20 protein-coding genes are annotated in these 25565 nt (G+C 71.0%); 1 reads left to right on the forward strand and 19 read right to left on the reverse strand.

Going from position 1 to position 25565, the window contains the following annotated elements:
• Positions 1–2 precede the first annotated feature (2 nt).
• The 17 genes from ACFC1J_RS11220 to ACFC1J_RS11300 form a co-directional block, all read right to left on the reverse strand.
• Entirely contained in the window at positions 3–1685 is a 1683-nt protein-coding gene (locus ACFC1J_RS11220; RefSeq protein ID WP_375905573.1) for an alpha/beta hydrolase, read from the reverse strand.
• Positions 1682–1978 carry a hypothetical protein gene (locus tag ACFC1J_RS11225; protein ID WP_375905576.1) on the reverse strand — a complete coding sequence of 99 codons (297 nt, stop codon included), beginning with the start codon at positions 1976–1978 and terminating at the stop codon, positions 1682–1684. Before ACFC1J_RS11225 ends, ACFC1J_RS11220 begins: the two co-directional genes overlap by 4 nt.
• Before the next feature lie 66 nt (positions 1979–2044).
• On the reverse strand, positions 2045–2719 hold the full coding sequence (locus tag ACFC1J_RS11230; protein ID WP_375905579.1) for a hypothetical protein: 675 nt from the start codon (positions 2717–2719) through the stop codon (positions 2045–2047).
• Positions 2720–2752: 33 nt separating this feature from the next.
• On the reverse strand, positions 2753–3601 hold the full coding sequence (locus tag ACFC1J_RS11235) for a hypothetical protein (protein WP_375905582.1): 849 nt from the start codon (positions 3599–3601) through the stop codon (positions 2753–2755).
• Entirely contained in the window at positions 3598–4185 is a 588-nt protein-coding gene (locus ACFC1J_RS11240; RefSeq protein ID WP_375905585.1) for a hypothetical protein, read from the reverse strand. The genes ACFC1J_RS11235 and ACFC1J_RS11240 overlap by 4 nt, the downstream gene beginning before the upstream one ends.
• Positions 4185–5513, reverse strand: a complete 1329-nt coding sequence (locus ACFC1J_RS11245; protein ID WP_375905588.1) for a hypothetical protein — start codon at positions 5511–5513, stop codon at positions 4185–4187. Before ACFC1J_RS11245 ends, ACFC1J_RS11240 begins: the two co-directional genes overlap by 1 nt.
• 11 nt (positions 5514–5524) lie before the next feature.
• Positions 5525–5869 carry a hypothetical protein gene (locus ACFC1J_RS11250; RefSeq protein ID WP_375905591.1) on the reverse strand — a complete coding sequence of 115 codons (345 nt, stop codon included), beginning with the start codon at positions 5867–5869 and terminating at the stop codon, positions 5525–5527.
• 113 nt (positions 5870–5982) lie between these two features.
• On the reverse strand, positions 5983–6270 hold the full coding sequence (locus ACFC1J_RS11255; protein ID WP_052674178.1) for a WXG100 family type VII secretion target: 288 nt from the start codon (positions 6268–6270) through the stop codon (positions 5983–5985).
• Positions 6271–6381: 111 nt separating this feature from the next.
• Positions 6382–7128 carry a hypothetical protein gene (locus ACFC1J_RS11260; protein WP_375905594.1) on the reverse strand — a complete coding sequence of 249 codons (747 nt, stop codon included), beginning with the start codon at positions 7126–7128 and terminating at the stop codon, positions 6382–6384.
• Complete coding sequence (locus ACFC1J_RS11265) at positions 7125–8849, reverse strand: serine/threonine-protein kinase (RefSeq protein ID WP_375905597.1); 1725 nt, start codon at positions 8847–8849, stop codon at positions 7125–7127. Before ACFC1J_RS11265 ends, ACFC1J_RS11260 begins: the two co-directional genes overlap by 4 nt.
• Entirely contained in the window at positions 8846–10234 is a 1389-nt protein-coding gene (locus ACFC1J_RS11270; protein WP_375905600.1) for an FHA domain-containing protein, read from the reverse strand. The genes ACFC1J_RS11265 and ACFC1J_RS11270 overlap by 4 nt, the downstream gene beginning before the upstream one ends.
• Positions 10234–11073, reverse strand: coding sequence for a PP2C family protein-serine/threonine phosphatase (locus ACFC1J_RS11275; protein WP_375905603.1), 840 nt, complete (start codon positions 11071–11073; stop codon positions 10234–10236). Before ACFC1J_RS11275 ends, ACFC1J_RS11270 begins: the two co-directional genes overlap by 1 nt.
• The gene (locus ACFC1J_RS11280) at positions 11070–12365 is read right to left on the reverse strand and encodes an RDD family protein (RefSeq protein ID WP_375905606.1); all 1296 of its coding nucleotides are present in this window, start codon (positions 12363–12365) and stop codon (positions 11070–11072) included. Before ACFC1J_RS11280 ends, ACFC1J_RS11275 begins: the two co-directional genes overlap by 4 nt.
• Positions 12362–14857 carry a transglutaminase family protein gene (locus tag ACFC1J_RS11285; RefSeq protein WP_375905609.1) on the reverse strand — a complete coding sequence of 832 codons (2496 nt, stop codon included), beginning with the start codon at positions 14855–14857 and terminating at the stop codon, positions 12362–12364. The genes ACFC1J_RS11280 and ACFC1J_RS11285 overlap by 4 nt, the downstream gene beginning before the upstream one ends.
• On the reverse strand, positions 14854–16104 hold the full coding sequence (locus ACFC1J_RS11290; protein ID WP_375905612.1) for a DUF58 domain-containing protein: 1251 nt from the start codon (positions 16102–16104) through the stop codon (positions 14854–14856). Before ACFC1J_RS11290 ends, ACFC1J_RS11285 begins: the two co-directional genes overlap by 4 nt.
• A gap of 65 nt (positions 16105–16169) precedes the next feature.
• Entirely contained in the window at positions 16170–17141 is a 972-nt protein-coding gene (locus ACFC1J_RS11295; protein ID WP_375905615.1) for an AAA family ATPase, read from the reverse strand.
• A 61-nt stretch (positions 17142–17202) separates the two neighbouring features.
• Complete coding sequence (locus tag ACFC1J_RS11300; RefSeq protein WP_375905618.1) at positions 17203–23265, reverse strand: Ig-like domain-containing protein; 6063 nt, start codon at positions 23263–23265, stop codon at positions 17203–17205.
• Between the two features lie 207 nt (positions 23266–23472).
• Here ACFC1J_RS11300 and ACFC1J_RS11305 point away from each other — a divergent pair, with 207 nt between their 5' ends.
• Positions 23473–24006, forward strand: a complete 534-nt coding sequence (locus ACFC1J_RS11305) for a hypothetical protein (protein ID WP_375905621.1) — start codon at positions 23473–23475, stop codon at positions 24004–24006.
• A 22-nt stretch (positions 24007–24028) separates the two neighbouring features.
• Here the strand turns inward: ACFC1J_RS11305 and ACFC1J_RS11310 are convergent, their stop codons facing one another.
• Positions 24029–24595, reverse strand: coding sequence for a DNA-3-methyladenine glycosylase I (locus tag ACFC1J_RS11310; RefSeq protein WP_375905624.1), 567 nt, complete (start codon positions 24593–24595; stop codon positions 24029–24031).
• Between the two features lie 97 nt (positions 24596–24692).
• Positions 24693–25535 (reverse strand): PfkB family carbohydrate kinase, encoded by an 843-nt coding sequence (locus tag ACFC1J_RS11315; RefSeq protein ID WP_375905627.1) that lies wholly within the window; start codon positions 25533–25535, stop codon positions 24693–24695.
• Positions 25536–25565 lie beyond the last annotated feature (30 nt).

Raw genomic sequence — 25565 nt, forward strand, 5'->3', positions numbered from 1 at the left:
CCCTAGTAGCCATACCCGTACGCCCCTGACGAGGAGAGGCCGCGAGCGAACCTGTCCCAGAAACCCTCGGCGCTGCCCTCGCCCCCGGACTCCGTCCCCGGCTCTCCTGTGGTGACGATGCTCTTCACGTTGTAGAAGGACTCGCTGCCCTTCTCCAGATACCCTCCGGACTCGTGCTCCCACGGGAAGTTCGCCCCGCCGTGCGCGCTGTGCCCCGGCGTGGACAGCAGCGGCTTCCCGGAGGAGTCGACGCCGCCATCGCTGTCGAAGTTCGTGACGCCGTCGAGGGACGACGGATCGGTGTGGTGCCCCCATCCGGTGAGCTTGCCGATCGGTGCCCAGAAGTCGTTCTCCGAGGTCGTGGCGTAGACACGCGGTCCGCCCTCCCCCTGGAGATTCGCGAGCACCTTGTCGTCGTCCGGGAGCCCCGCCGACCCGACGGTGATGAACCGGTCGACGCCGAGCCCGTCGGGAGACGAGCCGATCGCGAGAGCGGCCGTGGTACTGCCGTAGGAATGCGCGATCACGTTGATCGTCCTGGTGCCCGGCTGGGCGTCCAGCCCGAGCAGGAAGGAGCGCAGGGCCGGGGCTCCGTCCTGCGCCCTCGACATCGCCGGCTCTTCGGCGAAGTTCGGAGAGTCGTAGCCGAACCAGGCGATGGCCGCATCTCCGGTTCCGCTGATCAGGTCCCGCGCCGACGTGCCGAACTCGCCGATCCCGCCGACCTCCGACATCATTCCGGGCACCAGTGTCGACACGTTCTTCGCGTCGAACGGGCCGTACCAGAGAGCAGCCGTCGTCTGCTCCGAGCCGTTCGGATCGAAGGAGACGAGCTGCCCCTTGTTGAGCATGACCTCGTTCCAGAGCGCCGTCACCTCGTTCTTCAGCGGCTCCTCCAGGGAGCTCAGCCGGTCGTGGAGCGCGGTGAGCCTGCGCAGGTTCGCGGCCGCGCGCACATCGAACGGGATGCCGTCGAGATTGCCCACGATGTCGGGGTACTGCTGGGCGAGCGCATCGCGCAGGGCCGGATTCTCGTCCCAGAGCTTGCGCACGGCCGCCGGATCCTTCGCCGCAAGGAGGGCGTCGAGCAGAGCCTTCTCGTCGTTGGTCAGCAGCACGGAGGCGCCGGAGACCAGAGACGAGAGCGCCTTGTCGTAGGCCTCGTCCCAGGCGGTGTACAGGCCTTCCCAGGTGGCCCAGAGCGCGTCGAGGGAGGACTTCGCGGTGTCGGCGGCCGCCATGGCGTCGCGCGCGTCCTGGTTTGCCGTCGCTGCTTCGTCCTCAGGGCCGGAGCGCGACGACCACAGCGCCTTGAGCCCTGCCTGCTCTGCCTCGCCCGCTGCCCGTTTCCAGGCGGCGTGCGCGTTCTCGATCTCCTCGATCATGCGGTTCGCAGGCACGGCGGACGTGGAGTACGCGTCCGCGTACCCGGCCAGCACGCGCGAGAGCAGCTCGGCATCCGTGATGCCGGAGCGCGTCGGACCGAGGAGGGTCTGCGCGTCGCCGCGTGTCGTGGTGATGGCCTTGCCGATGCCCGGGAGCTCCGTGACGCGCTGCGCGCGGTCGCGCAGGTGACCGAGTTCTTCCGCCACCTCGTCGAAGGTGCGTACCCACGACGCCATGGAACCCGCGTTGCCGTCGATCTTCTCCAGCACGTAGCCGCGGTTCGGCGAGGACAGGCTCATGGCTGCTCCTTGCCGGTGAGCTCGACGTCGAGCTCGGAGTAGCGCTCGCTGATCGCGCGCATCCGCTCGGCGATCGCGCTCGCGTCCGTCGTGCAGGCCTCCACGACGCTCCGCAGGTCGGTGAAGCGGCGGTGCATCTCCAATCGGAGCGATGGCCGATGCGCGGGATTCTCCACCCCCACATCGCTGCCCTGCAGGGATCCCGAGCGCGCCAGAAGCGCCGTCGTCGAATCGTTCATCAATCCGGTCTCGACGATCAGGTGGTTGTAGAACACCTGTACTTCATCAGCCATGCAGCCCCCCACACGCAGTCGCGATGACGACGTCAGCTTACAGATCCTCCGAACAACCCCGCGGGATCAGTCGACGGAGTCGTCGCCCACGGGGTCCGGCGGCAGCACGGGTTCCTCGAGCTCCCGCTCCCAGGTGAACGTGGAGATCATCGCGTCGCTGAGCAGCTCCAGGGAGTCGACGACCTCGCCCGGCACGACGTCGCCGTCGGGGATCACGATCGTGGTCGTGAAGACGAGGGCCTTGCGCCGCTGCGTGCCCGGCGCGGGGATCACGTAGGTGAGGGTGCGTCCGCTCACCCCCTCGATCCGGCGTGCGTTCGCCGGTCGCTGCGGCTCCGACCGCCACCGCACGATGTGCTTCGCGTCCTCGTCGAGGAACTGCGCGCCCTTGGTGCGGAACGCCTCGGACACCCAGCCGTCGAGGTTCTCGCCGTCCGCGGCACTGAGCGCGGACGCGGTGATGGACATGGGCAGCAGCTCGTCCATCTCGACGTGCTCCTGGCGGTAGATCGCGAACACCTTCGTGCGCGCCATCGCCTGGTTGGTCTGCGCCATCAGCCCGCGGAACTCCGCGTCCAGATCCGGGCGGTTCGCCTGCCGGAAGATCGCGCTGGCCCGCTTGACGTCGTCCTCCTGCGCGGCGTTGGTCGGCACATGCTGAACCCAGCCGGGCGGCAGCACGAACCGGAAGGCGGGGATGCCGAACCTCAGCTCGACCCCGAGGTCGTTCATCGTTCCCATGTCAATTCCTCCGCCGTCGATCCATCATCCGGGTCATCCTCTGCCGCGCAGGGCGAGGCGGGAGAGCTGCGCCATGCCGAGGCGCCGTCGCGCACGACGCGCTTCCGCGGCCATCGTCGGCATCGACGCGCGCTTCACGAGGTCCCCGAGCTCGCGCCACCGGCTCAGATCGAGCCGTGACACCTCATCGCGGTGCCGCCGGTTCGCGCGCGTCAGTGCGCGCCGCGTGGTGGAGAGCACCGCCTCCTCCGTACTGTACGCATCATCCGTCCCGATCGCGCGCGCCGCGGCGATCGCCGACGTCGCCTCGTCGAGGATGCGCTCGGTCTCGTCACGGAGTCCGGTCGCGCGCTGGAGGAGCCTCTGCTCCTCGGCGACCCAGGCCGCTCCGACGGCGCTCGCACAGGGCTGACACAGGTGCTTCGGCATGATCCTGGTCTTGGCGTACCCGCAGACGCACCTGCGAGCCACGGCCGCGAGTCCGCGGTCCAACGAGTCGGATGGCGCAGCGCCGCCGCGCACGGACTCCACCGCCGCCAGCAGCCTCGCCGCTCCCGGCGCTCCGTGCACCCGTATCAGATCGTTCGTGCGCAGCAGATCGAATCGGGAGTCCGAAGGCAGCGCGGATGCGAGGTCGTGCCAGGCCCGGGTCTCCTGCTCGGAGATGAGAGCGGCTGCGCCGGACGCGTAGTCGTCCAGCAGTTCCGCACACAGCGGACCCAGGCGGGCCTCGACCTCATCGACATCGATGCTACTGTCCTCCTGCAGCGCGATTACCGCGGCTCGTGCCCGCCTCACCGCGTCCGCGTGCAGGCGGCGCAGCTGCGGGGAGCCTGCGAGGAGGGATTCCTCCTGGGCGATGAGGTCCTGCAAGGACGTCATCGGACCACCGCATCGGGAACGCTGATCCCCATGATCAGCAGAGGCAGCTGCTGCTCGAACAGCAGGAAAGCGGGGAGCGTCGTACCGAGCACATCCATCAGGATCGTCCACGTGCCGTCGTTCAGCAACACGGTCCACTGCGCGACGAGCGTCCCGCCCTGCTCCGCCTCCTCGTCGACGAGCGCGCCCCAGCGCACGACGTAGCCGACGCCGTGGGTCTCGGTGCGCAGAGGTGTGACGTCGACCGCTGTCGAGGACGTCACCCCAGCGAACAGCTCTTCCGTGCCGGGCCGATCCGCCGACGACTCGACCGCGATGCTGACCAGAAGATCGCTGTAGATGCCGGGAGGGGCGAACCACAGCCGAGCGGCGCCGGGGCGCGCAGTGCCGAGCATCATCCGAGCGGTCGCCGAGATCTGCTCGGCGGCCTCCGGAGCGTTCTCGGTCTGGATCCCGTACCGCCCAAGGGCCTCCCCGGCCCAGGCGTCGGCACCCTCGGCGTCGGCCGGGTCCAGGAAGGGGATCGCGACGAACTGGGCCGCATCGTACTGAAGATCCCAGGGCAGCTCGCCCGGATGCGGCATCAGAACAGCCCTCGGATGACCCCGACGGGCGAGAGCGTACCCGAGGGCTTGCCGTCGGCACCGACGGAGACACCGCGGTCGGTCCACTTGTAGGTGTTCCACATCGCCTCGAACGTGGAGAAGGACGGCGCGTCGGCGATGCCCTGGAAGCCCTTCGGCAGCGACTGGGTCAGCACGTTCTGGAAGAAGGTGCTGCCCGAGCTGACGCTCTCATGAAAGGCCACCGAGAACGAACGGCCGGGGCCGAAGAGCATGCGCTCGGTGACACCGTCCACGAAGCCGGTGACGGGATTGACGCCGAGCCGGCGCAGTCCCTTCACGCCCGCGTAGTACTCCTTGAAGCCTCGAGACCCGTACTCGATCCCCGCGTCCGCGAAGCTCTTCAGACCGCGCATCTGCTGAACCGGATTGCGGAACTGTCCCACGAACTCCGACCCGAACTTGCTGAGCATGTTGCCCTTGCCGGCGCCGAAGATCTTGCCGAGCTTGCCTATCGGCAGGATGCCGACGACCGCCCAGGCCAGATCCCATCCGTCCTTCCTGCCGTCGAACATGAGCGCGACCGTGAGCGCGAGCGCGATGACGCCGACGACCAGGGCCGCGATCGCGAAGAACGGGCCGCCGATGATGAGGCCCAGCACGGCGATCGCAAGGCCGATCCAGCCGACCCACTCCGAGATCACCGCGAGCACCCCCGCGATGTCCTCCCAGGTGCTGTCCTTGCCGATCTTATTGGCGTCGCCGAGCCCGTTCACCGCGTGCTCGTAGGCCTCGTCCCAGGTGTCGTACGCGGTGTCGAAGCGGCCGAGGTTGTGGTCGTGCGTCTCGTTCGCCGTCGTCAGCGTGGTGTGCGCGGACGACGCAGCGCCGGAGAGCCTCTCGCCGGCCGACTTCGACGCGTCGGCCTGGTCGGGCGCCGGCGGGTGGTCGGCGATCGAGTTGTTGTGCTGGGAGAGCGCGCTGTCCGCCGCAGTGGCGTCGGACTGCGCGGTGGCGAGAGCCTTCTCGCTCGTCTCGCAGTCGCTGACGATGGTCTTCATCTGTGCCTGGACCGTGGCGAGCACCGTCGCGTAGTCGGTGAGGGTCTTGCCCGCGGGCTTGTAGCGACGGCCCGCTTCGTCGAGGTCGCCGTGGACATCGCCGATGACGTCCTTGATCTTGTCCATCGCGTAGCCCTCGCCGACGAGCTTGCCGCTCTTGATGTCCTGCAGGGTCTGCGCCGCGGTGGTCATCTGCGTCGCGAGCGTCGTGATGGTCGTGCCGCGCTCGCTGATCGCGGCGGAGTCGCCCTCGATGACGGCGACCTCGTGCCCCTTATGCGTCTTCATCCCGCTCCCCCTCAGTTCGCCACGGCACTGCCACGGCCGCCGCCGGCGCCCTGGCCGGACTGCTGCATCGAGCCGGCCATGTCGGTGTCGGTCTTGGTGACCTCCTCGACGGTGCCCTTCACGCGATCGGAGATCTCCTTGAGCTTGGACAGCAGCTTGTCGCGGCTGTCGTTCCAGCTGCCTTCGAAGTCGTGGACGCGCGATTTCAGGCGGTCGTCGCCGTCCGGCCGTCCCACCGCCTGCTCGAGGTCGTCTCGCCGATTCGACGCCGCCTCGAACTCGTCGACGATCGCGATCAACTGCGCGCTGGTCGTCTTCAGATCGTCGATCGGGTACAGAACCCGGTCCCCCGCCATCTCATGCCCTCCGTGTCATCGCCCTGCGGGCGCCTGCTGCTTCTGCGGTTGCGTTCATCGGAGGCGCCATGCGGAACGATCCGGCACGACGCCTCCGATTGCGCGGTGCGGTGTCAGCCGCCGGCGAGCTGCGTGTCCAGATCCTGGATCGCACGCATCATGCCCAGAAGCGACTCCGACATGTCATTGATGCCGTCCACCGCCTGCTTCAGACCCGTGGTCAGCTCCCCATACCCCTCACCGAACTTCCCCGACGCATGCTGCGTCTTGAAATCCTCACCCAACAGGTTGTCCACCTGCCCCTTCAGAGTGTCCAACTGACCCTGAATATCATCACGAGCCTGCGACAACGACGACGCCACCTGCTCCATCTCCGCATAAGACGCACCGAAATCAGCCACGCCACACCTCCGATAATCACTGGACCGGACCCGAACCGGCCCGACACCAAAAACCTAACAACCCCCACACAACCCCGTCGATGGGCAGCACTACCCATCCCCCCGGGGCGTTCACTCCGCGTCGGCGGGATCCGTCTCCCCGACGTCGAGCAGCGCGAGGTCCGCCTTCGCGACCAGACGCGACGCGATCACGTGCTCGACGAGGCGCGCGCGCCGGTTCGTGGCGGATCCTCCCACGCCGCCGCGCATCCCCGGCACGCCGATCCGGTCGAACTTGTCGCAGACATTGTCGAGCTTGCGGTTGAACCGCGTCACGGTCCACCCCAGGCGTGCTGCGGCGTCGGCACTGGACGGGATGGCGCTCATGCCGGTGCCATCGCGGCGCAGCAGCGGCTCGGCGAGCGCGAGCAGCAGCTGCTTCTGGCTGAGCGTGAGCGGCACCTCGCCGATCGTGGAGTCGCCCTCGACCTCACGCTCGCGCCGGGTCTCCCGGAACGTGGGCTCGGAGGAGTGGATCGTGAACTCGTAGGTCGTCGGTCCCGCCGAGAACACGACGCTCGTGGTCGCGAACACCAGCGGGAGGCGCGCGCCGGGGGCGAGCCAGGCCTGCACACCGCCAGTAGCGTCCGTCACCGTCGCCTGCAGCCGCGCCCCGATATTGGCCAGCCACCAGAGGCTGCCGGATTCCGCGATCTCCAGGAAGTGCCGGTGCAGGAACAGGTTGTCGTCGATGGAGAGGTCGCCCTCGCGTCCCACGACGAACCGGCCGCCGGGCCGGATCGGGAAGTACTCGCCCGCGAACTCGACCGTCACGCGCGCACGCGACGGATCCTGCGTGATCTCCGGATCCAGTGTCATGGCGTCGTGCACCCCCGGACGGGTGCCGAACCGGAACCGTTCTCGCGGCGCAGCACCACGTCGACGCAGGTCTGCCCGCCCACCTGCGCCGGGATGGTGATCTCGGTCTTGTCGACCTTTGTCGTCTCCCCGTCCCCGGCGAGAGTGATGACCGTGACGAGGTAGGAGTCGCGATCCTGCGGCTTCGGGTTGGTCCAGGTGAAGTGCACGCTTCCGGCGCCGTCCGGCGTGCCCACGACGTCCTTCGGCGCCGCAGCCATGTCTCCGAGCGGATCCACGGGGTTCACGTCGGTCGAGGGGCTGGGCTTCGGCAGCGCCCGGTTCGCGTTGAGGAGGTTCACGGCCACGACCGATCCACCGATCAGGACGACGGCGACGACCGCGGCGACCAGCCCCCACAGCAGCCCCTTGCGGGATCCGCGTGCGGCAGGGGCTTCCGGCGCAGGGCCTCCTGCCGTGCCGGGAGATGCCGGCGCGAGCGCCGGGCCCAGATCGTTCGCGGCGGGGACGCCGGCGATCGGGCTGACCGTGCGCGGAGCCCGCAGCATGGTCGGATCCTCGTCCCCGTGCTCCGGGGCCGGAGCGGGGACCGGCGCGCCCGGGGCAGGGGCGGCCGCCGCCGTGGTGTCCTGCGGCACCCGGATCACGGTCTCCTCCGTGAGGGACGGATCCCCGACCGGAACGGGAGGCAGGGCGGCGTCGAAGCGCGGGCCGGGAGCATGCGGACCCGCCGGCGGCGGCATCGGGCTCGTCGTCGCCGACGGCCGGGTGGCGGTGTGGCCGGGGTCGATGCTGACGACCTCGCGCACCCTGGTCAGGCCGTCATCGTCGTCGTCGTGACCGGGCTCTGGCTGGTGGTCGTCGACGATGTCGATCGGGGTGACCGAATGGCTCAGCTCGATCTGGATCTTCTGCAGCGCCCGCGCGAACGCCACCGCGCTGCCGAAGCGGTCGTCGGGGTTCTTCGCCATGCCCCGCTCGAGCAGGCGGCCGAGGCTCTCCGGAACATCCGCGCGGCCGAGCGGCGGCAGCGGCTCGGACTCGATGCGCGCGATGAGGTCGGCGCCGCTGTTGCGCTGGCCCGGCTTCTCGAACGGGCTGCGCCCGGTGAGCAGCGTGTAGAGCGTCGCAGCGAGCGCGTACACGTCGGAGCGGACACCGCCCTGGGGCGGGTCGCCGAACGACTCCGGCGGCGACCACGGGATCGACATGCCGGCGGCCTCGCTCGCGGCACCCGTGGTCGAAGCGATGCCGAAATCGGTCAGCGCCGGCCTGTTGTAGGCCGTGACCAGGATGTTCGCGGGCTTGATGTCGCGGTGCAGCACGCCGGCGCGGTGCGCGGTCTCCACGGCTCCCGCCACCTGCACCCCGACGCGCAGCGCCTCCGCCACGCTGAACGGCTCCTTGCGGGCGCGCTGCTGCAGGTTCGGCCGCGGGCAGTACTCCATGACCAGGTACGGCCGCCCGTCGGCGGCGACGCCGGTCTGGTAGATCGTGACGATGGCCGGATGCGTCGACAGCATCGCCATGACGTTGGCCTCGTCGGCGAACTCCTGCGCGGCGCCCGACGCCAGCCGGTCTGCCAGCAGCACCTTCACGGCGACGCGGCGACGCGGCTGCTGCTGCTCGTACAGGAAGACGTCGGCGAAGCCGCCCGTGCCGAGCGGCTCGACGTAGTCGAACCCGTCCAGCTGCGGCGGCGGAGACGGCGGCCGGCTCACGGCAGCTCCTCGAAGGCGACGGTGATCCCGTCGCCGAGATCGATCAGGTCGCCGGTGACCACGATGGTCTGCTCGCCGGGGTGCAGCCGCACCGGGTCGCTTCCTGGGCGCAACAGGGTGGATCCGTTCGTAGTGTGCAGGTCGAGCACGACGACTGCATCGGTCTCGGGCCGGATCTCGAGGTGGCTGCGCGAGATGTCCTGCTGCGGGCTGTCGACGGCCACCAGGTGCGGCAGCGTGGCCCCGCTCGAGCGGGTCGCACGCGGCCGGCGGCCGATCACGACCGTGCGGTCGAGGGCGACGACCTGTCCAGAGGACAGCCGGATCCGAGGTCCCGCCGTGTGCGCCGCGGCCGCCGCGGGTTCCTCGGCGATCCCCGGCGCCGACGACACCGGCACGGCCGAGATCGGGGCCGGGACATCCGTTCCCGCGATCGGGGACGACGGATCGGAGGACAGGTCGGCCGCAAGGTCGCCGCGCATCGCGCGGGCCTGGGCGAGGGAGATCGTGGCGCCGTCGTGGTCGCCGTCGTCGACCAGCTGTGCGACCGGAGCCGCAGTCGACGCCGGGGAGAGATCGAGCGTGTGCCCGCCGAGCGGGGCGGCGATCGTGTCGGCCGGCGGGAGGATGGTCTCGACCGGCGCCGGCATGCTGAGCACGGTGTCGCCGATGTCGTCGAGGTCATCGGAGGACGGCACGGGGTCCTGCGTCGTGGTGCCCGCGAGGGTCTCGAGGACCGGAGGAGCCGGCTCGGGCTCGCCCGCCGGCTCCGCGGCGCCCGCCGGATCCGTTTCGGGCTCGGGTTCGGGCGCGAGGCCGGACACGGGCTGGGACACGGACACCGGCTCCGGAGCGGGCTCGGGCTCGGGCTCAGACGCCGGCGCGGGCGCGGACGCGACCTCGGGCTCGACCTCGGAGAGCGACTCCTCGACAGCGGGAGCGGAGGCGGCCGCACCGACCGCGATGCTCGCGGCGCGGACGATGCCGGCGACGATCGGCAGGCTCGGATCCTCGCCGCCGTCCTCGACCCTGATCTCGACGCCTGTCATCCCCGGCACGAACCGCTCGCTCCAGGTGGTGACCTCGGCGCCGGTGATCTCGCGCTCGCCGTCGGCGGTGAGCACCCGCGCGAGCACCCGTCCGCGCACGGCGACGCGCGCGTTCTCGCCCTCCCGCACGACGGCGGCGAACGGCGGGATGGCCGAGAAGGACCCGCCTCCCGCCGCGGTGAGCGCGTCGACCACGTCGGAGAACGCGACCTCGGATGCTCCGACCCGTTCCCACAGCCGCTCCACGAGAGCGGCGCCGGCGTCCGGCGGCAGCGCCACCACGGCCTCCGGACCGATCAGAGCGAACCAGGACCCTGCGCGGTAGACGGTGTTCATCAGCGCATCCCTCCCATGGCCTCGGCACGCGGTCGCGTGTCGGAGTCGATGTCCTCGTCGTCGATGCCGGTCGTGCCGTCGCTCCCCGGGCGGGTGCTGACGTGGATCGCGTCCACGACGACGGCGGTGACGTTGTCGCGCCCGCCGTGCTCGAGCGCGCGGTCGATCAGGCGGTCCGCGGCGGTCTGCGGATCCTCGTGCACGGCGAGCAGGGCCCGGATCTCGTCGTCCTCAACCTCGCTGCTCAGTCCGTCCGAGCAGACCAGGATCCGGTCTCCGACGCGGGCGGGGATCATCCAGTAGTCCGCCTCCCCTGTGCTGCCGGCGCCGATCGCACGGGTGATGATGTTGCGCCGGCGGTCCTTCACGGCGTCCGCGGCGTGCAGCTCGCCCGAGTCGACGAGCTCCTGCACGACGGAGTGGTCGACGGAGATCTGCTCCAGCACACCGCCCGAGAGCCGGTACGTGCGCGAATCCCCGATGTTCATCGCGAGCCAGTAGCCGACCCCGTCCACCGCCGCGATCGCGACGCCGCTGAGCGTTGTGCCCGCCTTCGCGACCCCGCCGTTCGCGAGCGATGCGCCGGCGATCGCGTCGACCGCCGCGCGCACGCGGGCCAGCGTGAAGCTGACGTCGTCGATCGTGAGCGCCGGGCGCCCGCGGAGGGCGGCGAAGCCTTCGATCACCGTGCCACTGGCGATGTCGCCGGCCTGATGCCCGCCCATGCCGTCGGCGACGAGGAACAGCGGCGCCTGCGCGAGGTGCGCGTCCTCGTTGAGCGCGCGGCGCAGCCCGGTGTGCGTGGAGGCGCCCGCGCGGGCGACGATGGGTCCGATCACGCGTAGCCTCCGACGGTCACGATCCGGTCGCCGATCTCGATGGCGTCGCCCAGGCGGATCCGCACCCGCTCGCCGGGAGGGCAGGCGATCCGCACGCCGTCGCGCACGATCGTCATGCCGTTGGTGGAGTGCCGGTCCATGACCCAGCCCCCTGCCGCCTCGGCGGCGGCCTCGAAGTGCGTCTTGGACAGGGAGAGCGTCTCGTCCCGGACGACCACCACCGTCGCCCCGGCCTCCGGTGCGGGGTTGCGGCCGAACAGCGTGCGTCCGGAGACCGTGGCCCGGGCGCCGTCGTCCCAGACGAACTGCAGGCGGTGCCCCGGGATCGAGATCCGAGTCTCCTCGAGGTCCTCGTCCTCGACGGGCTGGGCCACCGACGGGAGTGCCATCGCGGCCTCGACCGAGACGGGAGGAGCTGCCGGCACCGGGGGCCGCGCCGGCGCCACGGTCTCGGGCCCGGTCACCGGGACGGGCGCCGGGGCCGGCACCGACGGGCTGACCCCCGGCACCACGGTGATCATGGCGCCCTCGTGCGCGGCGTCGGCCGCAGCCTGCGCGACGGGCGAGAGCACGGTCTCATCATGCGGGTCGGCCTCAGCGGCGGCGACCGCTCCGGCCGGGACGGATCCGTCGGCACCCGGCGCCGGCGGGAGGGTGAAGCCGGTGTGCCCGTCCTGCGGGCCGACGGGCGCCGCCGACGGCGGGAACAGGGGGTCGGGCTCTGATGGCGGGAACGGCCCGCTCTGCGGTGACGGCTCGAAGGAGGCGGCCGGCCCGTCCGCAGGGACCGCAGCCGCCGGTGGCGTCGCGGCAGCGGGCGCCGGGGCCGTCGCACCGCGCGCGTCGCGCATGAGCGCTCCGGCCGCGCGGTCGTGCCAGCCCTGGAACCGGCCGGATCCGTCGAACAGCGGCGTGAAGTAGCCGACGACGATCGCGGCGCTCAGCCCGAACACGATGTTGCGCAGCAGCGCGCGGCCGAAGCCCAGCGGCACCTCGCTGCCCTCGCGCACGAGCCGGAGCTTCATGATGCGCATGCCGATCGATCCACCGGATCCCTGCAGGAAGCAGAACACGACGAACCAGGCCAGCGCGATCGTGAACGTCAGCCCCACGCCCACGACCAGTCCTGCGGCCTTGGACGCCGCGTTCTCCGCCGTGAGCCCGGACAGCGTCGTCGCCGCGGTCACGCCGTAGCCGACGAGGAGGATGAGCGCCATGATGGCGAGGTCGATCGCGCAGGCGATCGCGCGGCGCGCGAGGGGAGCGATGGGCCCGGCCTGGCTCATGGTCATGGGGTCTCGCTCTCGGATCCGGGGCGTGCGGTTCGGGTGCCGCCCGTCTTGGCTGCGGTGCTCTCGATCGTGCCAGTACTGCCGGTCGCGGCGCCAGAGCCCGCCCCGGGGCGCCGGATGCGCTCCGCCGCCGCGTCGCGCAGGCCCTGCACGCCCGCGGACAGGCGCGACCCGCCCAGCAGCGAGCGCACGCTGAGGCGTGCAAGCGTGCGTCGCCGCCAGCTCGCCTGGCTGCCGAGGCCCGCGACGATGCCGTCGACCTCGCGCCAGAACGCGTCCACGTCCTCCGTGGTCGGCTCGGTGGGGCCGAACACCTGTGCATCGGCGTGGTCGGCCAGCACCGTGACAGCCGGCACGGTGAGCGCGGTCGCGACGGTCTGCGCCTCCTCGGCCCTGGTGCCGCCCGCGGGGATCCGCGCTCCGTAGTCCACGGCCCGATCGGTGAGCTCGTCCCATCCGCCGCTGATGCGGTCGGCGGCGAGCGCCGCCGCACGACGCTTGCGCCGGCGGGCGGCCTTCCACGCGCCGATCACGATGAAGGGGGCGGCGAGGATCGCGAGCACGAGCAGCACGCCGCCGCCGATCGCGAGGATCGTGCCGATGATGTTCAGCAGGTTGTCCGGACCGTCCTGGTTGCCTCGCTGATCCGGCACGCTCGGCGGCAGGTCCACCGGTTCCTGCGGCGGGGGCGGGGGCTGCAGCACCTGCGGCTTGGGCACGACCTTGGGCTTGGTGATCTGGTCCTGCGGGACCTTGTCCTTCGGCGGGGTCGGGTCGAAGGCCACCCAGCCCGCCTTCTCGAAGTTCACCTCGACCCAGGCGTGCAGGTTGTCGCCATTGGCGGAGAACGTGCCCTTCTGGCCCTTGTCGGGGTAGAAGCCCATCACGACGCGGACCGGGATCCCCAGCGAGCGCGCCGCGAGCGCCATCGCGACGGCGTACTGCTCGTCGTCGCCGATCATCTGCTCTCCGCCGATCAGCGTGGAGATGCGCTCCTCGGTGTGCCCGGCGCGGCTCAGCGCCTCGCCGTCGAGGCCGTGGCTGAAGAACCCCTCCTCGGAGAACTTCTTCACCAGCGCCCGCACCTGGGCGATCGGGGTCTTCGCGTCGGCCACGGTGTCCGAGGCGAGCGCGGAGAGCCTCTCCGGCGCCTCTGCCTGCTTCGGCATGGCGACGGTGCCGAAGTCCAGGTCTTCGAGCTGCTTGTCGGTCCAGGTCTTCGGGATCGTGGTGTCCACGGTGTACGAGTCGCCCTTGCGCAGCTTCGAGGTGGCGACGGCCGTGCTCGTGGACTCGTTGTAGTAGGTGCCGCGGCGGAGCGCGTCGGCCCCGGATCCGTCGAACGTGATCTTGCTCACCCGGCCGGCGTCGGGCAGCCAGACGCCCGCGTACTGGTCCATCGTGAAGTCCAGCGTCGCCGGGGATCCCGTCGCATCGGCGGACATGTTGTCGCGGATCGGGCTGAACGCGCCGGACGATCCGATGCCCTTGTCCGACACGTCGTACACGACGCCGTTGTACGCGTCCATGGTTCCGACCCGGATCCTGGCGCCCTCGGGCAGCCCCTTCACCGTGAACAGGGTGTCCTTGCGGTGGTCCTTCACGTACCCGCGGTACGACTGCAAAGGGCTCGCGTACTGGTGCACGTCGAACGGCGGCAGCACCACGTCGCGGAACACGTGCCGCGGTTCGGCGAGCGTGGTCGCGGCGGCGACACCGGTGCCCGCGAGGCCGGCCACGACGAGCACGGCGGTGCCGGCCAGGATGCGCCGGCGGCGCAGGGCGGAGGAGCGGGATCCGTCGGCCGCGACGGACACGGCCGCATCGGCGTTCTCGCCGAGGCCACGGAGCGCGAGCCACGCCACCGAGACGAGGGCGAACACGACGCCCTGGGCGATCGGGGCGGCGGGATCCGGCACGCCCATCGCGATCACGAGCATGAGGTGCGCGGCCGCCGGGATGAGCGCCCAGGCGACGCGGCGCAGACGCAGCGCCAGCGCGGCGGCGACCACGCTCGACACCAGGGCGGACAGGAACGGCACCAGGGCGTAGCCGTCGCCGATCGCGACCGGGGCGACCGTGGTGAGCATGGCCTTCCAGCTCGTGACCGCTCCGGCGGACAGCGCGCCCAGGGTCTCGCCGGTGGGCACGACGCCGAAGAGCGTGGTCTGCGGCAGGGCGAGTGCTCCGCCGAAGAGGAAGTACGCGAGCAGCGTGAGCCCCGCCGTGGCCAGGATGCCCCACCCGCGCCAGGCGCAGAGGAGGGCGATGCCCGCGCCGAGGAGCATCCCGCCGATCGCGGCGGGCAGGTAGGAGCCCCCGGCGAACGAGGGCCACCAGCCCACGATGCCGACGCCGATGAGCAGGACGACCGCGAAGAGGTCGATGAGCACGCGCCGCGGGGAGAGCGGGGTGCGGGCGGCCTTCGGCGCGCGGGGCGCTTTCGGGGCCTGGGGAGAGCGGCCGGAGCCGGCCTGCGCTGGCGCGGTCATGCGAGCACCTTCCCGAGGGCGAGCGGCAGCTGCTCGAGTGCCCCCACTGTGATCACGTCGGCCTCGCCGATGCGGCGCAGCGACGGCGCCTCACCCAGGTCCGCGACGATCGCGAGCACCCGGGAGCCGAACGGGAGCCGGGCGCAGGCGGCGCGCAGCTCCTCCGGCGTGGTGCGGCTGCCGCCGACGAGGACGACGACGCTCGACAGCGGCATGTGCGCGGCGACCGTGCCGGCGAGCGTCGCCAGGCCGCCCTCCTTGGCGCGGCCCTCCTCGACCCCGGCGAGCGAGTCCAGGAGCTGCTTGCCTGTGCCGGAGGGCAGCGCTCTGCCCTGCACGCGCAGATCCACGTGCTGCGAGTCGCGGATCGCACGCAGGCCCACGGATCCGGCCAGCGAGATCGCCAGCTCGAACTCTTCCGGCTCCGCGTACTCGTTCGCCGCACGGCTCAGGCCGATCACGAAGTGGGAGCGGCGGGTCTCCTCGTACTGGCGCACCATGAGCACGCCGGTGCGCGCGGACGAGCGCCAGTGCACCCGGCGCAGATCATCGCCGGGCTGGTACTCGTTCAGCGCGTGGAACGAGACGTCGTCGCGGGACAGATCCGACGCCGGAAGGCCCTCGAGGTCGCGCAGGAACCCGAGCGACTGGCCGTCGAACACGATCGTTCGCGGGTGCACGAACAGGTCGATCGGGTCGTCCCGGCGGTGCGCCCGCTCGAAGAGCCCGAGCGGATCTCCGCGCACGACGCTGACCGGTCCGACCGAGACGACGCCGCGGCGGTGGGTGGGGATCGCGAAGAGCTCCTCCGCCTCCTCGCCCGGAGCGAGCCGTTTGATGCCGAACTCGCCGCGGCCGGCGCCGACCGGCAGCACCACGCGGGAGGGCAGGATCGCCCTGGAGCCGCGGTTGGCGAGGGTGAGCGCACCCACGGCGCGCTCCCCCACGACGACCCTGGTGCGGGCGAGGTCCAGGCTGACGTCGTAGGCGGTGCGTCCGATCAGGAACAGCGCGCACAGGACCAGCACCACGGCGATCACCAGCGCGATCACGGCGACCTCGAGCCACCCGAGCAGCAGGGCGATCACGAGGCACCCCAGGGCGATCGCGCCGAGCACCCAGGCCAGGGGCCGCACGGCGGACGCGATCAGGCGCAGCCGCGCGCCGACGCGCGCGAGCACCAGCGCGGCGATGTCGCGCCAGCCGGCCGGACGGTCGGCGCCTCGCACCTGGGCGGTCGTGGTCATTCTCGTGCTCTCTGTCTTCCAGCGATCCAGGCCCCTTCGACGAGCTCGGGGACCAGCGGGGCGGTTCAGGCCGCGGCGCGCGCCTGCGGGGCGGCGATCTTCTCGACCACGCGCGCGATGACGGTCTCAGGGGTCGTGCCGGCGAACTCGGCCTCGGGGTCGAGCAGCAGACGGTGCAGCCACACGGGTCGGGCGAGGGCCTTCACGTCGTCGGGCAGCACGTAGTGCCGCCCGTGCGCGGCCGCCCACACCTTCGCGATGCGGACCATCGCCAAGGCGCCGCGCACCGAGACGCCGAGGCGGATCGCGGAGTCGGCGCGGGTCGCCTCGACGAGCTCGGCGATGTAGCGCAGCACGGCCGGCTCCACGTGCACGGCCGCGGCGAGGTCGGCCATGTCGGCGACGGCGCTCGTGGTGATGACCGGCGTGAGCTTGGCGGAGGGGTTGCGGTCGGCCGCGCCCGCGAGGATCGCCGCGGTGACGTCGAGGTCGGGGTAGCCGATCGAGGTCTTGATCAGGAAGCGGTCGAGCTGCGCCTCGGGCAGCTTGTACGTGCCCGCCTGCTCGATCGGGTTCTGGGTGGCGATCACGAGGAAGGGGCGCCCCGCCTCGTGCGCGACGCCGTCGACCGTGACCCGCGACTCCTCCATCACCTCGAGCAGCGCCGACTGCGTCTTGGGCGAGGCGCGGTTGATCTCGTCGGCGAGCACGATCGAGGCGAACACCGGTCCGCGGTGGAACTCGAACGTGTGCGCGTTCTGGTCGTAGATCGTCACGCCGGTCACGTCGGACGGAAGCAGGTCGGGCGTGAACTGGATCCGCGAGCTGGTGCCCTGCACGGTCGCCGCGAGCGCCTTCGCGAGGCTCGTCTTGCCGGTGCCGGGGGCGTCCTCGAGGAGCACGTGGCCCTCGGCGAGCATCGAGGCGAGCACCAGGCTCACCACGTCGCGCTTGCCCTGCAGCGCACGGTCGACGTTATCGGTGAGGCGGGTGAAGGTGCCCTGGAACCAGGCCGCCTGTTCGGGGGTCATCGTCATCTCTTGTCGTTCCTCTGATCTGTGTTCGTCTGTTGTGCCGCGGGGCCGGGACGGCGCCCGGCTACGGTCTTGGCCAGAAGTGCTTCTCGGTGTCCACGGAACCCCCCCAGCCGGCGATGTCGACCCACACGTTGAGGCCGTCACGCCCCTGCCAGCAGGAGATCTGCACCGAGCCGTCACCGTTGAAGTTCACCGAGCTCCCCGAGCTGAACCCGCCCGGCCTCGCGTCCGACGCACACGTCACCTGATGAGTGCCGATGTTGAGGTTCTGGAAGTTCACGACGAAGAACCGGCAACCGTTCACGCAGCTCTCGGGAGCGGCGACGCCCTGGGTGACCCAGACGCGCGGGGCAGGCGGGCTGTTCGTCCTGGCCTGAGCGGACTCCACGCCCGACTGCTGCGGGATGTTCGTGAACGCTTGCGCGCTGATCGAGTGGGTCTGGTCGTAGCCGTTGCCGACCACCACCGATCCGCTGTCGGCGACGGACTGCCAGCCGCCGCCGTCCACGCTGATCTTCATGGTGACGTCGCGCCCGTTCTCAGCGGGGGCGTCCCACCGCAGGGTGACGCTCTGGCCGTTGTTCGTGGCGCTGACGCCGGGGCTGCCGATCGGCCCGTACGGCTGCAGCCCGCTCCTGGAGCCCGCTGCTCCCGGCTGAGACTCCTGGCCGCCGACCACGGAGTACGCCCGCACCGACACCGTGTAGGTGCCGTTGTTCGCTGCCGGGATGTTGTGACCGTCCCAGTTGCGGCTCCAGCCACCACCGGTGGAGTACTCGTACTGGATCTCGGAGCCGCTCGCACCGTTGGCATCGGCGAGCGAGTACTCCACGTAGATGTTGTTGTTGCCCTCGTCGGCACGGGTGATCGTCACGGCCCCCGGCTGCCCGAAGGCACGCTGCGCGTTCGACGTCGCCGACCACGCACCGGAACCGGCCTTGTTCTTGCCGCGCACCAGGAACGTGTAGTTCGAGGTCGAGTTGTCGACCACCACGGTCTGCGAGTTCTGCGTGCCGGCCACGTTCACGGTGTTCACGAGCTGTCCGCCGCGAAGCACCTGCAGCTCGTAGCTCGACACCGCATCGCCGTTGGGCTCGGACTTGCCCCACGTCACGGTCATCTGCGACTGGCTGCCCACCGACGGCGCGCTCTGCGCCTGCGGAGTTCCGGGCGCGGTCGGCGGGCCTGCGGGGATCTCCGAGGCCGACCAGCCCGACCAGCTGGACGGCTCGGGAGCGCGGTTCACGGCCTGCACGCGCACCTGATAGTTCGCCCCGTTCTCCAGACCGTCCCACTTCAGCGAGTTGCCGGTCACGCCGGTCTTCGTGGCCGCGCCGCTGGGCGGCGCGGGCGAGATCTCCAGGTTGTACGAGGACACCGGGGACCCCGGGGTCGTCGGCGTGGTCCACGACACGTCCAGCGACTTGTCGCCGAACTTCAGGGTCGGCGGGTTCGGGGTGTCAGGACGCGCGTCGGGGCGGGCCACGGCCGAGGTCGGCGACGGCTTGCCCTCGCCCACGCGGTTCGTGGCGGTGACGGCGAACGTGTACTCGACGTTGTTGGTCAGCCCGTCCAGCGTGCACGTCGTCGACGCGCACTGCTTGGTGTAGCTGCCGCCGCTCGTCGCACGCACGGTGTAGCCGGTGATCTCGGCGCCGTTGTTCGAGGGCGGGCTCCAGTTCAGCACCACGGTGCGGTCCTGCACGCTGGTCACCTGCGGAGCACCCGGCGCATCCGGCACGCCCTGCACCGTGACGACGATGCGGCCGTCGACCTCGCGATCCGGATCCTTCGTCGCGTCCTGCACGCGGTAGGTCGCCACGACCTGCCCGACGAACTTGCCGTCCGGCGTGACCACGATCTTGTCCCCCTGCACGGAGGCGTTGGCGTCGCCGGTCTGCACGCTCACGGACCGGATCTTCAGCGGCTTGTCCGGGAACGGGTTGACGTCGTTCTCCAGCACCGGGATCGTCACGGCCTTGCCCTGATCGGCCTGCGGCACCGTGTCCTCGTTCGCGACCGGCATGGGGCGCGTGGAGGCGGCGACCGTCACGGCGACCGTGCCCGTGACCGGCTCCGTCTTGCCGTCGGTGATGCTGAGCTGCACCGTCGACCCGCTGCCCTTCGGCGTCGACGAGTCGGCCTCGACCTTGAGCGTCGAGCCGTCCAGGCTGGCCTTGATGCCGCTGTCGGGCTGTCCGGTGATCTTGTAGCTGATCTTCTTCGCGTCGCCCGGATCCGGATCCTTCGTGAGCGCCGCGAGGTCGACCTTCTGCGCCTCCTCGCCGGGCGCGACCGACACCTGCGCGTTGGTGAACGCCGGCGGCTGGTTGTCCGGCGGGAGCACCGTGATCGGCAGGCTCAGCGTGGCCTTGCGCCCCTTGGGGTCGTCGGGGCCGGTGCCGTCCGTCACCTCGAAGGTGAGCGCGTCGTCGCCGAAGTAGCCCTGCTTGGAGGTGTACACGAGCGTGTGCTCGTCCTTCAGCAGCGGGGCGCCGTTGCTGTTGACGGCGCTGATCTTGCCGGCCTCAGTGATCCGCACCTCTCCGCCGCCGGCGACGGCGACGTACTTCGAGAGCGGGATGTCGATGGTCTCACCGCTCTTGACCTCGACCGGCTTGGTCGAGGTCAGCGTCGGCGCGAGTTCGGAGAGCGCCGGCACGAAGATGAACGCCGAGGCGGCCTGGTCGTCCTGATCGGTGATCGAGTACTGCACGAGCTGGCGCTGCTCGGTCACCGTGACCTGGATCTTGCGGTTGGGCAGCACCTTGGCCGCGGGGTCGGAGACGCCGAGCTTGAGGGCATCGACCGTGCCATCCGGATCCTCGTCGTTGTCCAGCACCGGCACCTCGACCTGCAGGCTCTCGCCCTTCACATCGGATGCCTTGATCCGGTCGTCGCGCGCGATCGGCGCCACGAGCGGCACGTCCTCGGCGACCGTGACCTGCACGGGCGCGGTCGCCGTGGCGCCGCGGGAGTCCGCCACGGTGTACTGCACCGACGTCTGCACGGCCCGGTTGGGCGCCGTGATGAGCACGCGGTCGCCGGAGACCTCCGCCTTCAGGCCGTCGACGCCCGCCGCGGTCTCGATGCCGTTCTTCACCAGGCCGATCGTGTCGCCGTCGGGATCCGAATCGTTCGTCAGCACCGCGACGGCGACCGTGCGTCCTGGCCGCATGACGATCGAGTCCTTGACCGCGTACGGCGCCTGGTTGATGTTGGCCCCGGGAGCGATGCCGACGCGGACGGCCGCCGTCGCCTCCTTGCCGAGCCGGTCGCGCACCTTGTACGTGAAGGTGTCGATGCCGCTGGCCTTGTCGAAGGCCTGGTACGTGAGGAAGTTCGCGCCGACCTCGGTGACCTGGCCCTGCTTCGGCGCGGAGTCCAGCCCGACGAGCTCGACCGAGTCGCCCTCGGAATCCAGCCCGTCCAGCGGCACGGCGATGCGGACGCTCGTGCCGCTCAGCGCGCGCACGGTGAGGTCGTGCGGGCGGGGCGCGGTGTTGGTCTTCTCATCGATCGGCAGGATCTGGATCGTGATGTAACCGGCCGCCTTCTGCCCGTTGGAGTCGACCGCCTCGTAGGTCGCGTAGACCGTGCGCGGGGTGTCGCCGGCGCGGAACCGCACGGTGTCCTGCGAGACGAACGCCTCGCCGTACTTCGGGTCGACCAGCGGCTCGATGAGGTCCGGCGCCACGTGCAGCGTCGTTCCGGGGGCGTGCTTGTCGTTCGCCAGCACGGGGATCGTCACCACGTCACCCGCGCGCACCACGGCCGTGTCGTCGTTCGCGGTCGGCGGATCGAGCTTGCTCGGCGCGGCGATCGGGATCACGATCACGTCGCCGTCGGCGGACTTGGATCCGTTCGAGATGCGGTAGCTGATCCGCACCTCCTTGTCGAGGTTGCCCTGATCGGTGATCCGCAGCGTCTCGTGGTTCAGCACCGACACCGCCACACCGCTGTGCGGCGGCACCGTCACCGACTGCACGACGAGGATTCCGCCGGCCGGGTCGACATCGTTGTTCAGCACGCCCACGAGCACGTCGCCGCCGCTCGGCAGCAGCGCCACGTCGCGCACCGCGATCGGCGGCGCCGACTCGGCGGTCTTGTCCAGCACGTCCACCCGGACGAGCCCCGGCACGGCGTTCGGCCCCGCGCTCACGAGGTACTGCATGTAGTAGGTGCCGGGCATCTCCGCCTGGAACGTGAAGGTGCCCTCGCCGAAGTTCGGCGTGATCACCGCGCCGGGGGTCTCGTCGACCCGGGTGAGGCGCAGCTGCTCCTTGCCGGAGCTGGAGTCATTCAGCAGCGGCGACACGGTGACCTGTTCGCCCGCGCGCGTCACGTAGTGGTCCGCATTGGTCTTCGGCGCCGTGGTGCCAGCCGGGCGGATGTCGAGGCGGATGGTGCCGCTCGTGAGCTCGCCCATCGCGTCGGCGACCTGGATCCGGATCTCCTTGCGGCCGGGCAGGCTGGCGACGGCGCGGTAGGTGAGCTGGCCGTCCGGCGTGAAGTCGACCTCGTCGCCCGGGGCCGCCTCGACGTCCTTCAGGTACACGTCGTCGCCATCCGGATCGATCCAGTCGGGCAGCGCGTTGTAGGTCACCGCGCCGCCCGCCTCGACGAGGAGGCCCGGTGTGCGCTTCTGCTTGGGGGCGGCGTTCGTGCTCCAGTCGTGCACGCTGAGGGCGACGTTCGCCGTGGCCTTGCCGCCGCGGCCGTCGTCGGCCTGGTACTGGAACGAGCCGGATCCGGTGGCGTCCTCCGCGACCGCGACCTGCAGGGCGCCGCCGTTGTTGATCGGCTTGACGTCTCCGAGCGGCGGCTGCTCCTGAGCGAGCGAGGCCACCAGCACGTCGCCGTCGGCGTCGGTGTCGTTGTCGAGCACGGGCAGCATCGTGGTGCGGCCGGGCCGGACACCGAACTCGTCGTCGTGCGCGATCGGCGTCGTGTTCTCCGGGGTGCGCTTGGGCAGAGTCGTCTCGACCTGGTCGTCGCTGGTCTCGTCCTGCTGCTCGGACTCGCCCTCCGGCGGGACGATGTCCTGCCAGTTGTCCACGCGCTGCAGGTTGTCCGTGGCCATCCACGCGGCACCGCTCGCGGTGTCGTTGAGCACGACCACGTCGCGGTTCACCCGGAACACCAGGGTCGTGCTGCTCTCGGCGCCTTCGATCGACGACTTCAGGTCGTTGTCGGACCCGACGCAGTCGCGCAGGAACTTCGCGGATCCGCCCCAGGCCGCGTAGGTGCAGCCGTTCAGGGAGACGGGGGCCGCGGGCGCCCCGGTGCCCCCGGCGTCCTGCACCGACGGCGCGGATCCGTCCAGCGGCACGGACACGAGCGCATCGGCGGTCGCCAGCACGGCGGAGCCGTTCTCCGCGGAGGGCTGCTGCAGCACGGCCGCGTCGAGGTTCTTGACCTCGGATCCGGTGAGCTCGGTGCGGTGCCCGGCCGCGAAGACGGTCTTGGCATCGGCGTCGAGCACGATAGGGGTGGTACCGACGACGGTGATCGTGGGCTTCGCGTTCTCCGCAAGATCGATCGTCTCGGTGGACGGCGGCTGCGGATCGCCCTGGGCGTCCACGTGCACGGTGACGACGCTGCGGTCCTTGGCGGAGACCGCGTAGACCGTGCCGTCCTTGCCCACGACGACGTCGGCCCCGGCGCCGAGGGTGGCGGAGGGCTTCGCGCCCGCGGCCTTGAAGCCGCTCAGCGCCGAGGCGGAGCGCACCCAGAGCTTGCCCTCCTTGGGATCGAGGATCGCGACGGTGGTACCGCCGAGGGCCGACTTCGCGCCGCCGGGGATGAGCACGGCGTCGCTCAGCACGACGCGTGCGGGGTCGACGCTGGTCAGGGTGGAGGCGGAGCGGTCGTCGACGAGCACGGTGCCGCCGGACTGCAGCACGTCGTAGTTCTCGCCGCCGGTGCGCAGCCCGCCGTCCAGCACGCGGGACTCGTTGTTGAAGTGGCCGACGAGCAGGCTCGAGGTCTTGGTGAGCCAGACGCCGCCGTCGTGCAGATCCACCTCGGCGGTGGGGTTGCCCTCGTAGGCGAAGGCCATGCCGGCGACGGCGACGGCCGCAGCGGTGACGCCGGCGGCGGACGCGAGGGTCTTCGGTCGCATCCGCAACCATGCGAACGACTTCACCACGGATTCCCCCCGAACGTTGTCACAGCAGTCCCATGAGGAACTATCAGGGGACCTCAAGAGTGTAAACCGCCCGACTGGGAGCCGCGATGGGGAGGACTACCCATCCATCCTTCGATCGATTTCCCCGCTGAGAGGCATGGATCCGGCTCTTCGCACAGGCCGGGACCGTACGCTCGAAACATGTTCCTCGACCCTGTGCTGCGCCGCGTGGAGCCGCTGCTGCTTCGCGTGGACCGCATCGCCGGCGGCCGCAACGCTCACGAGAAGATCGTCGAGACCGACCGCGATCACCACCGCACCGCCCGTGCCTTCCGTTGGGTGTTCTGGCTGCTCGCGGTCGAACTGCTGATCGGCATCGCCGCAGTCGTGATCGCCGTCGTGATCGCGGTGCAGGCCGGATCGATCTCCGCCGTGCCGTTCGCCGTGTGGATGCGCGCGCTCATCGTGCTCGCGATGACCGTCACGCTCTTCTACTTCGCCTGGCGCGCGGCGCTCGGCTGGCGCTGGGCCTATCAGCGACTGCGCCTGTTCGCGCAGATCTTCCCCGTCATCACGCTCGTGATGGCCGCGATCCCCGGCCTCTATCCGGCGTGGATGGTGACCGAGCAGATCGTCTTCAGCCTGATCATGATCGGCATCGCCGACTTCCTCACGAGCGACCATATGCGTCGCGTGTACCGCAGGCCGGACGCGGCGGCCGATCCCGCTACCTGACCAGCGGAACGGCCGGCCCGCGCTACACCGCGCGCCAGCATCCCTCGAGGTGGTCGTCGACCATGCCGGCCGACTGCATCAGCGCATACATCGTGGTGGGGCCGACGAAGCGGAATCCGCGCTTGCGCAGCGCCTTGCTCATCGCCTCGGACTCCGCAGTCACGGCGGGGACGTCGGACATGGACCGAGGGCGCACGCCGCTCCGCGCGGGGGCGAACGACCACATCAGCACATCGAGCTCGCCCTCCGCCATCTCCCGCACGAGGGCGGCGTTGCCGATCGTCGCCTCGATCTTCGCGCGATTGCGGATGATGCCGGCATCGGCCATGAGCCGGGCGATGTCGTCATCGCCGAACTCCGCGACGACCGCGGGATCGAACCCCGCGAACACCTCGCGGAAACGCGGGCGCTTGCGCAGGATCGTGATCCAGCTGAGCCCCGCCTGGAACCCCTCGAGCGACATCTTCTCGAACAGCGCGCGGTCGCCGTGCAGCGGCCGCCCCCACTCCTCGTCGTGGTAGCGGCGGTATTCGGGGTCGTCACCCGCCCAGGCGCAGCGCGGGAGGTCGTCGGCCGAGGTGGTGATCATGACGACCAGGCTAGGCCAGCGCACCGACGTTCCCGCCCGGCAGCACGTTTCGTCTCGCTCGGCCTGCGGCCGTGCTCGCTCAACGACCCCGGTGCGCTCACTCCGCGGGCAGGTACTCCGAGAGCCCGGCGAGCAGCGGCTGCGACCGCGGATCCGCGACCGCCGCGGCGCCCACCGCGCAGGCCGCCGACAACGCGCGCTGCGGGGCGACGCCGGAAGCGAGGCCGATCGTGAGGGCCGCGCAGAACGCGTCCCCGGCGCCGACGCTGTTCACGACGGTCGTCTTCACGGCCGGAGCGGACGCGACGAGCTCGCCGTGCTCGAAGAGCTTCGCGCCCTCGCCGCCGTAGGTCACGGCGACCCGGCGGGATGTGCGCAGGGCCGGCAGCAGCGCGTACTCCGTCTCGTTCACGATGATGAGATCCGCGCGCTCGACGACCGCCGCGGGCAGCTCGATCGCGGGGGCGGCGTTGACGGCCAGGTACCCGCGCGCGGCCGCGGCGAGCGCGGCGATCACGTCCATCGAGATCTCCAGCTGCGCCAGCACCGCCTCGTCGGATCCGAACGCCACCCCGTCCAGGGTCACCTCGCCGTTGGCGCCCTCGCACACGGCGATCTGGTTCTCGCCCTCGGCGTCCACGACGATGAGCGCGACGCCGGTGGGCTCCGCGCCGCGGCGCACCGCGTGCGTGTCGACGCCCGCGGCGGAGAGCTCCTCGATCATCCAGGATCCGTCGGCGTCGGCGCCGACCGCGCCGACCATCCGCACCGAGGCGCCCAGGCGCGCGGCCGCGGCGGCCTGGTTGGCGCCCTTGCCGCCGGCCTCGCGCGAGAGGCGCCCCCCGCCGATGGTCTCCCCGGGCTCCGGAAGCCGCGCGGTCCGGGCGGTGAGGTCGACGTTGATGCTGCCGACGACGGCGAGCGCGAGCGGTGCGGTCATGAGGACTCCAGTTCCTGAAGGGCGGGGACG

This window comes from Microbacterium sp. NPDC056052, assembly GCF_042266785.1.
Classification (GTDB): Bacteria; Actinomycetota; Actinomycetes; order Actinomycetales; family Microbacteriaceae; genus Microbacterium.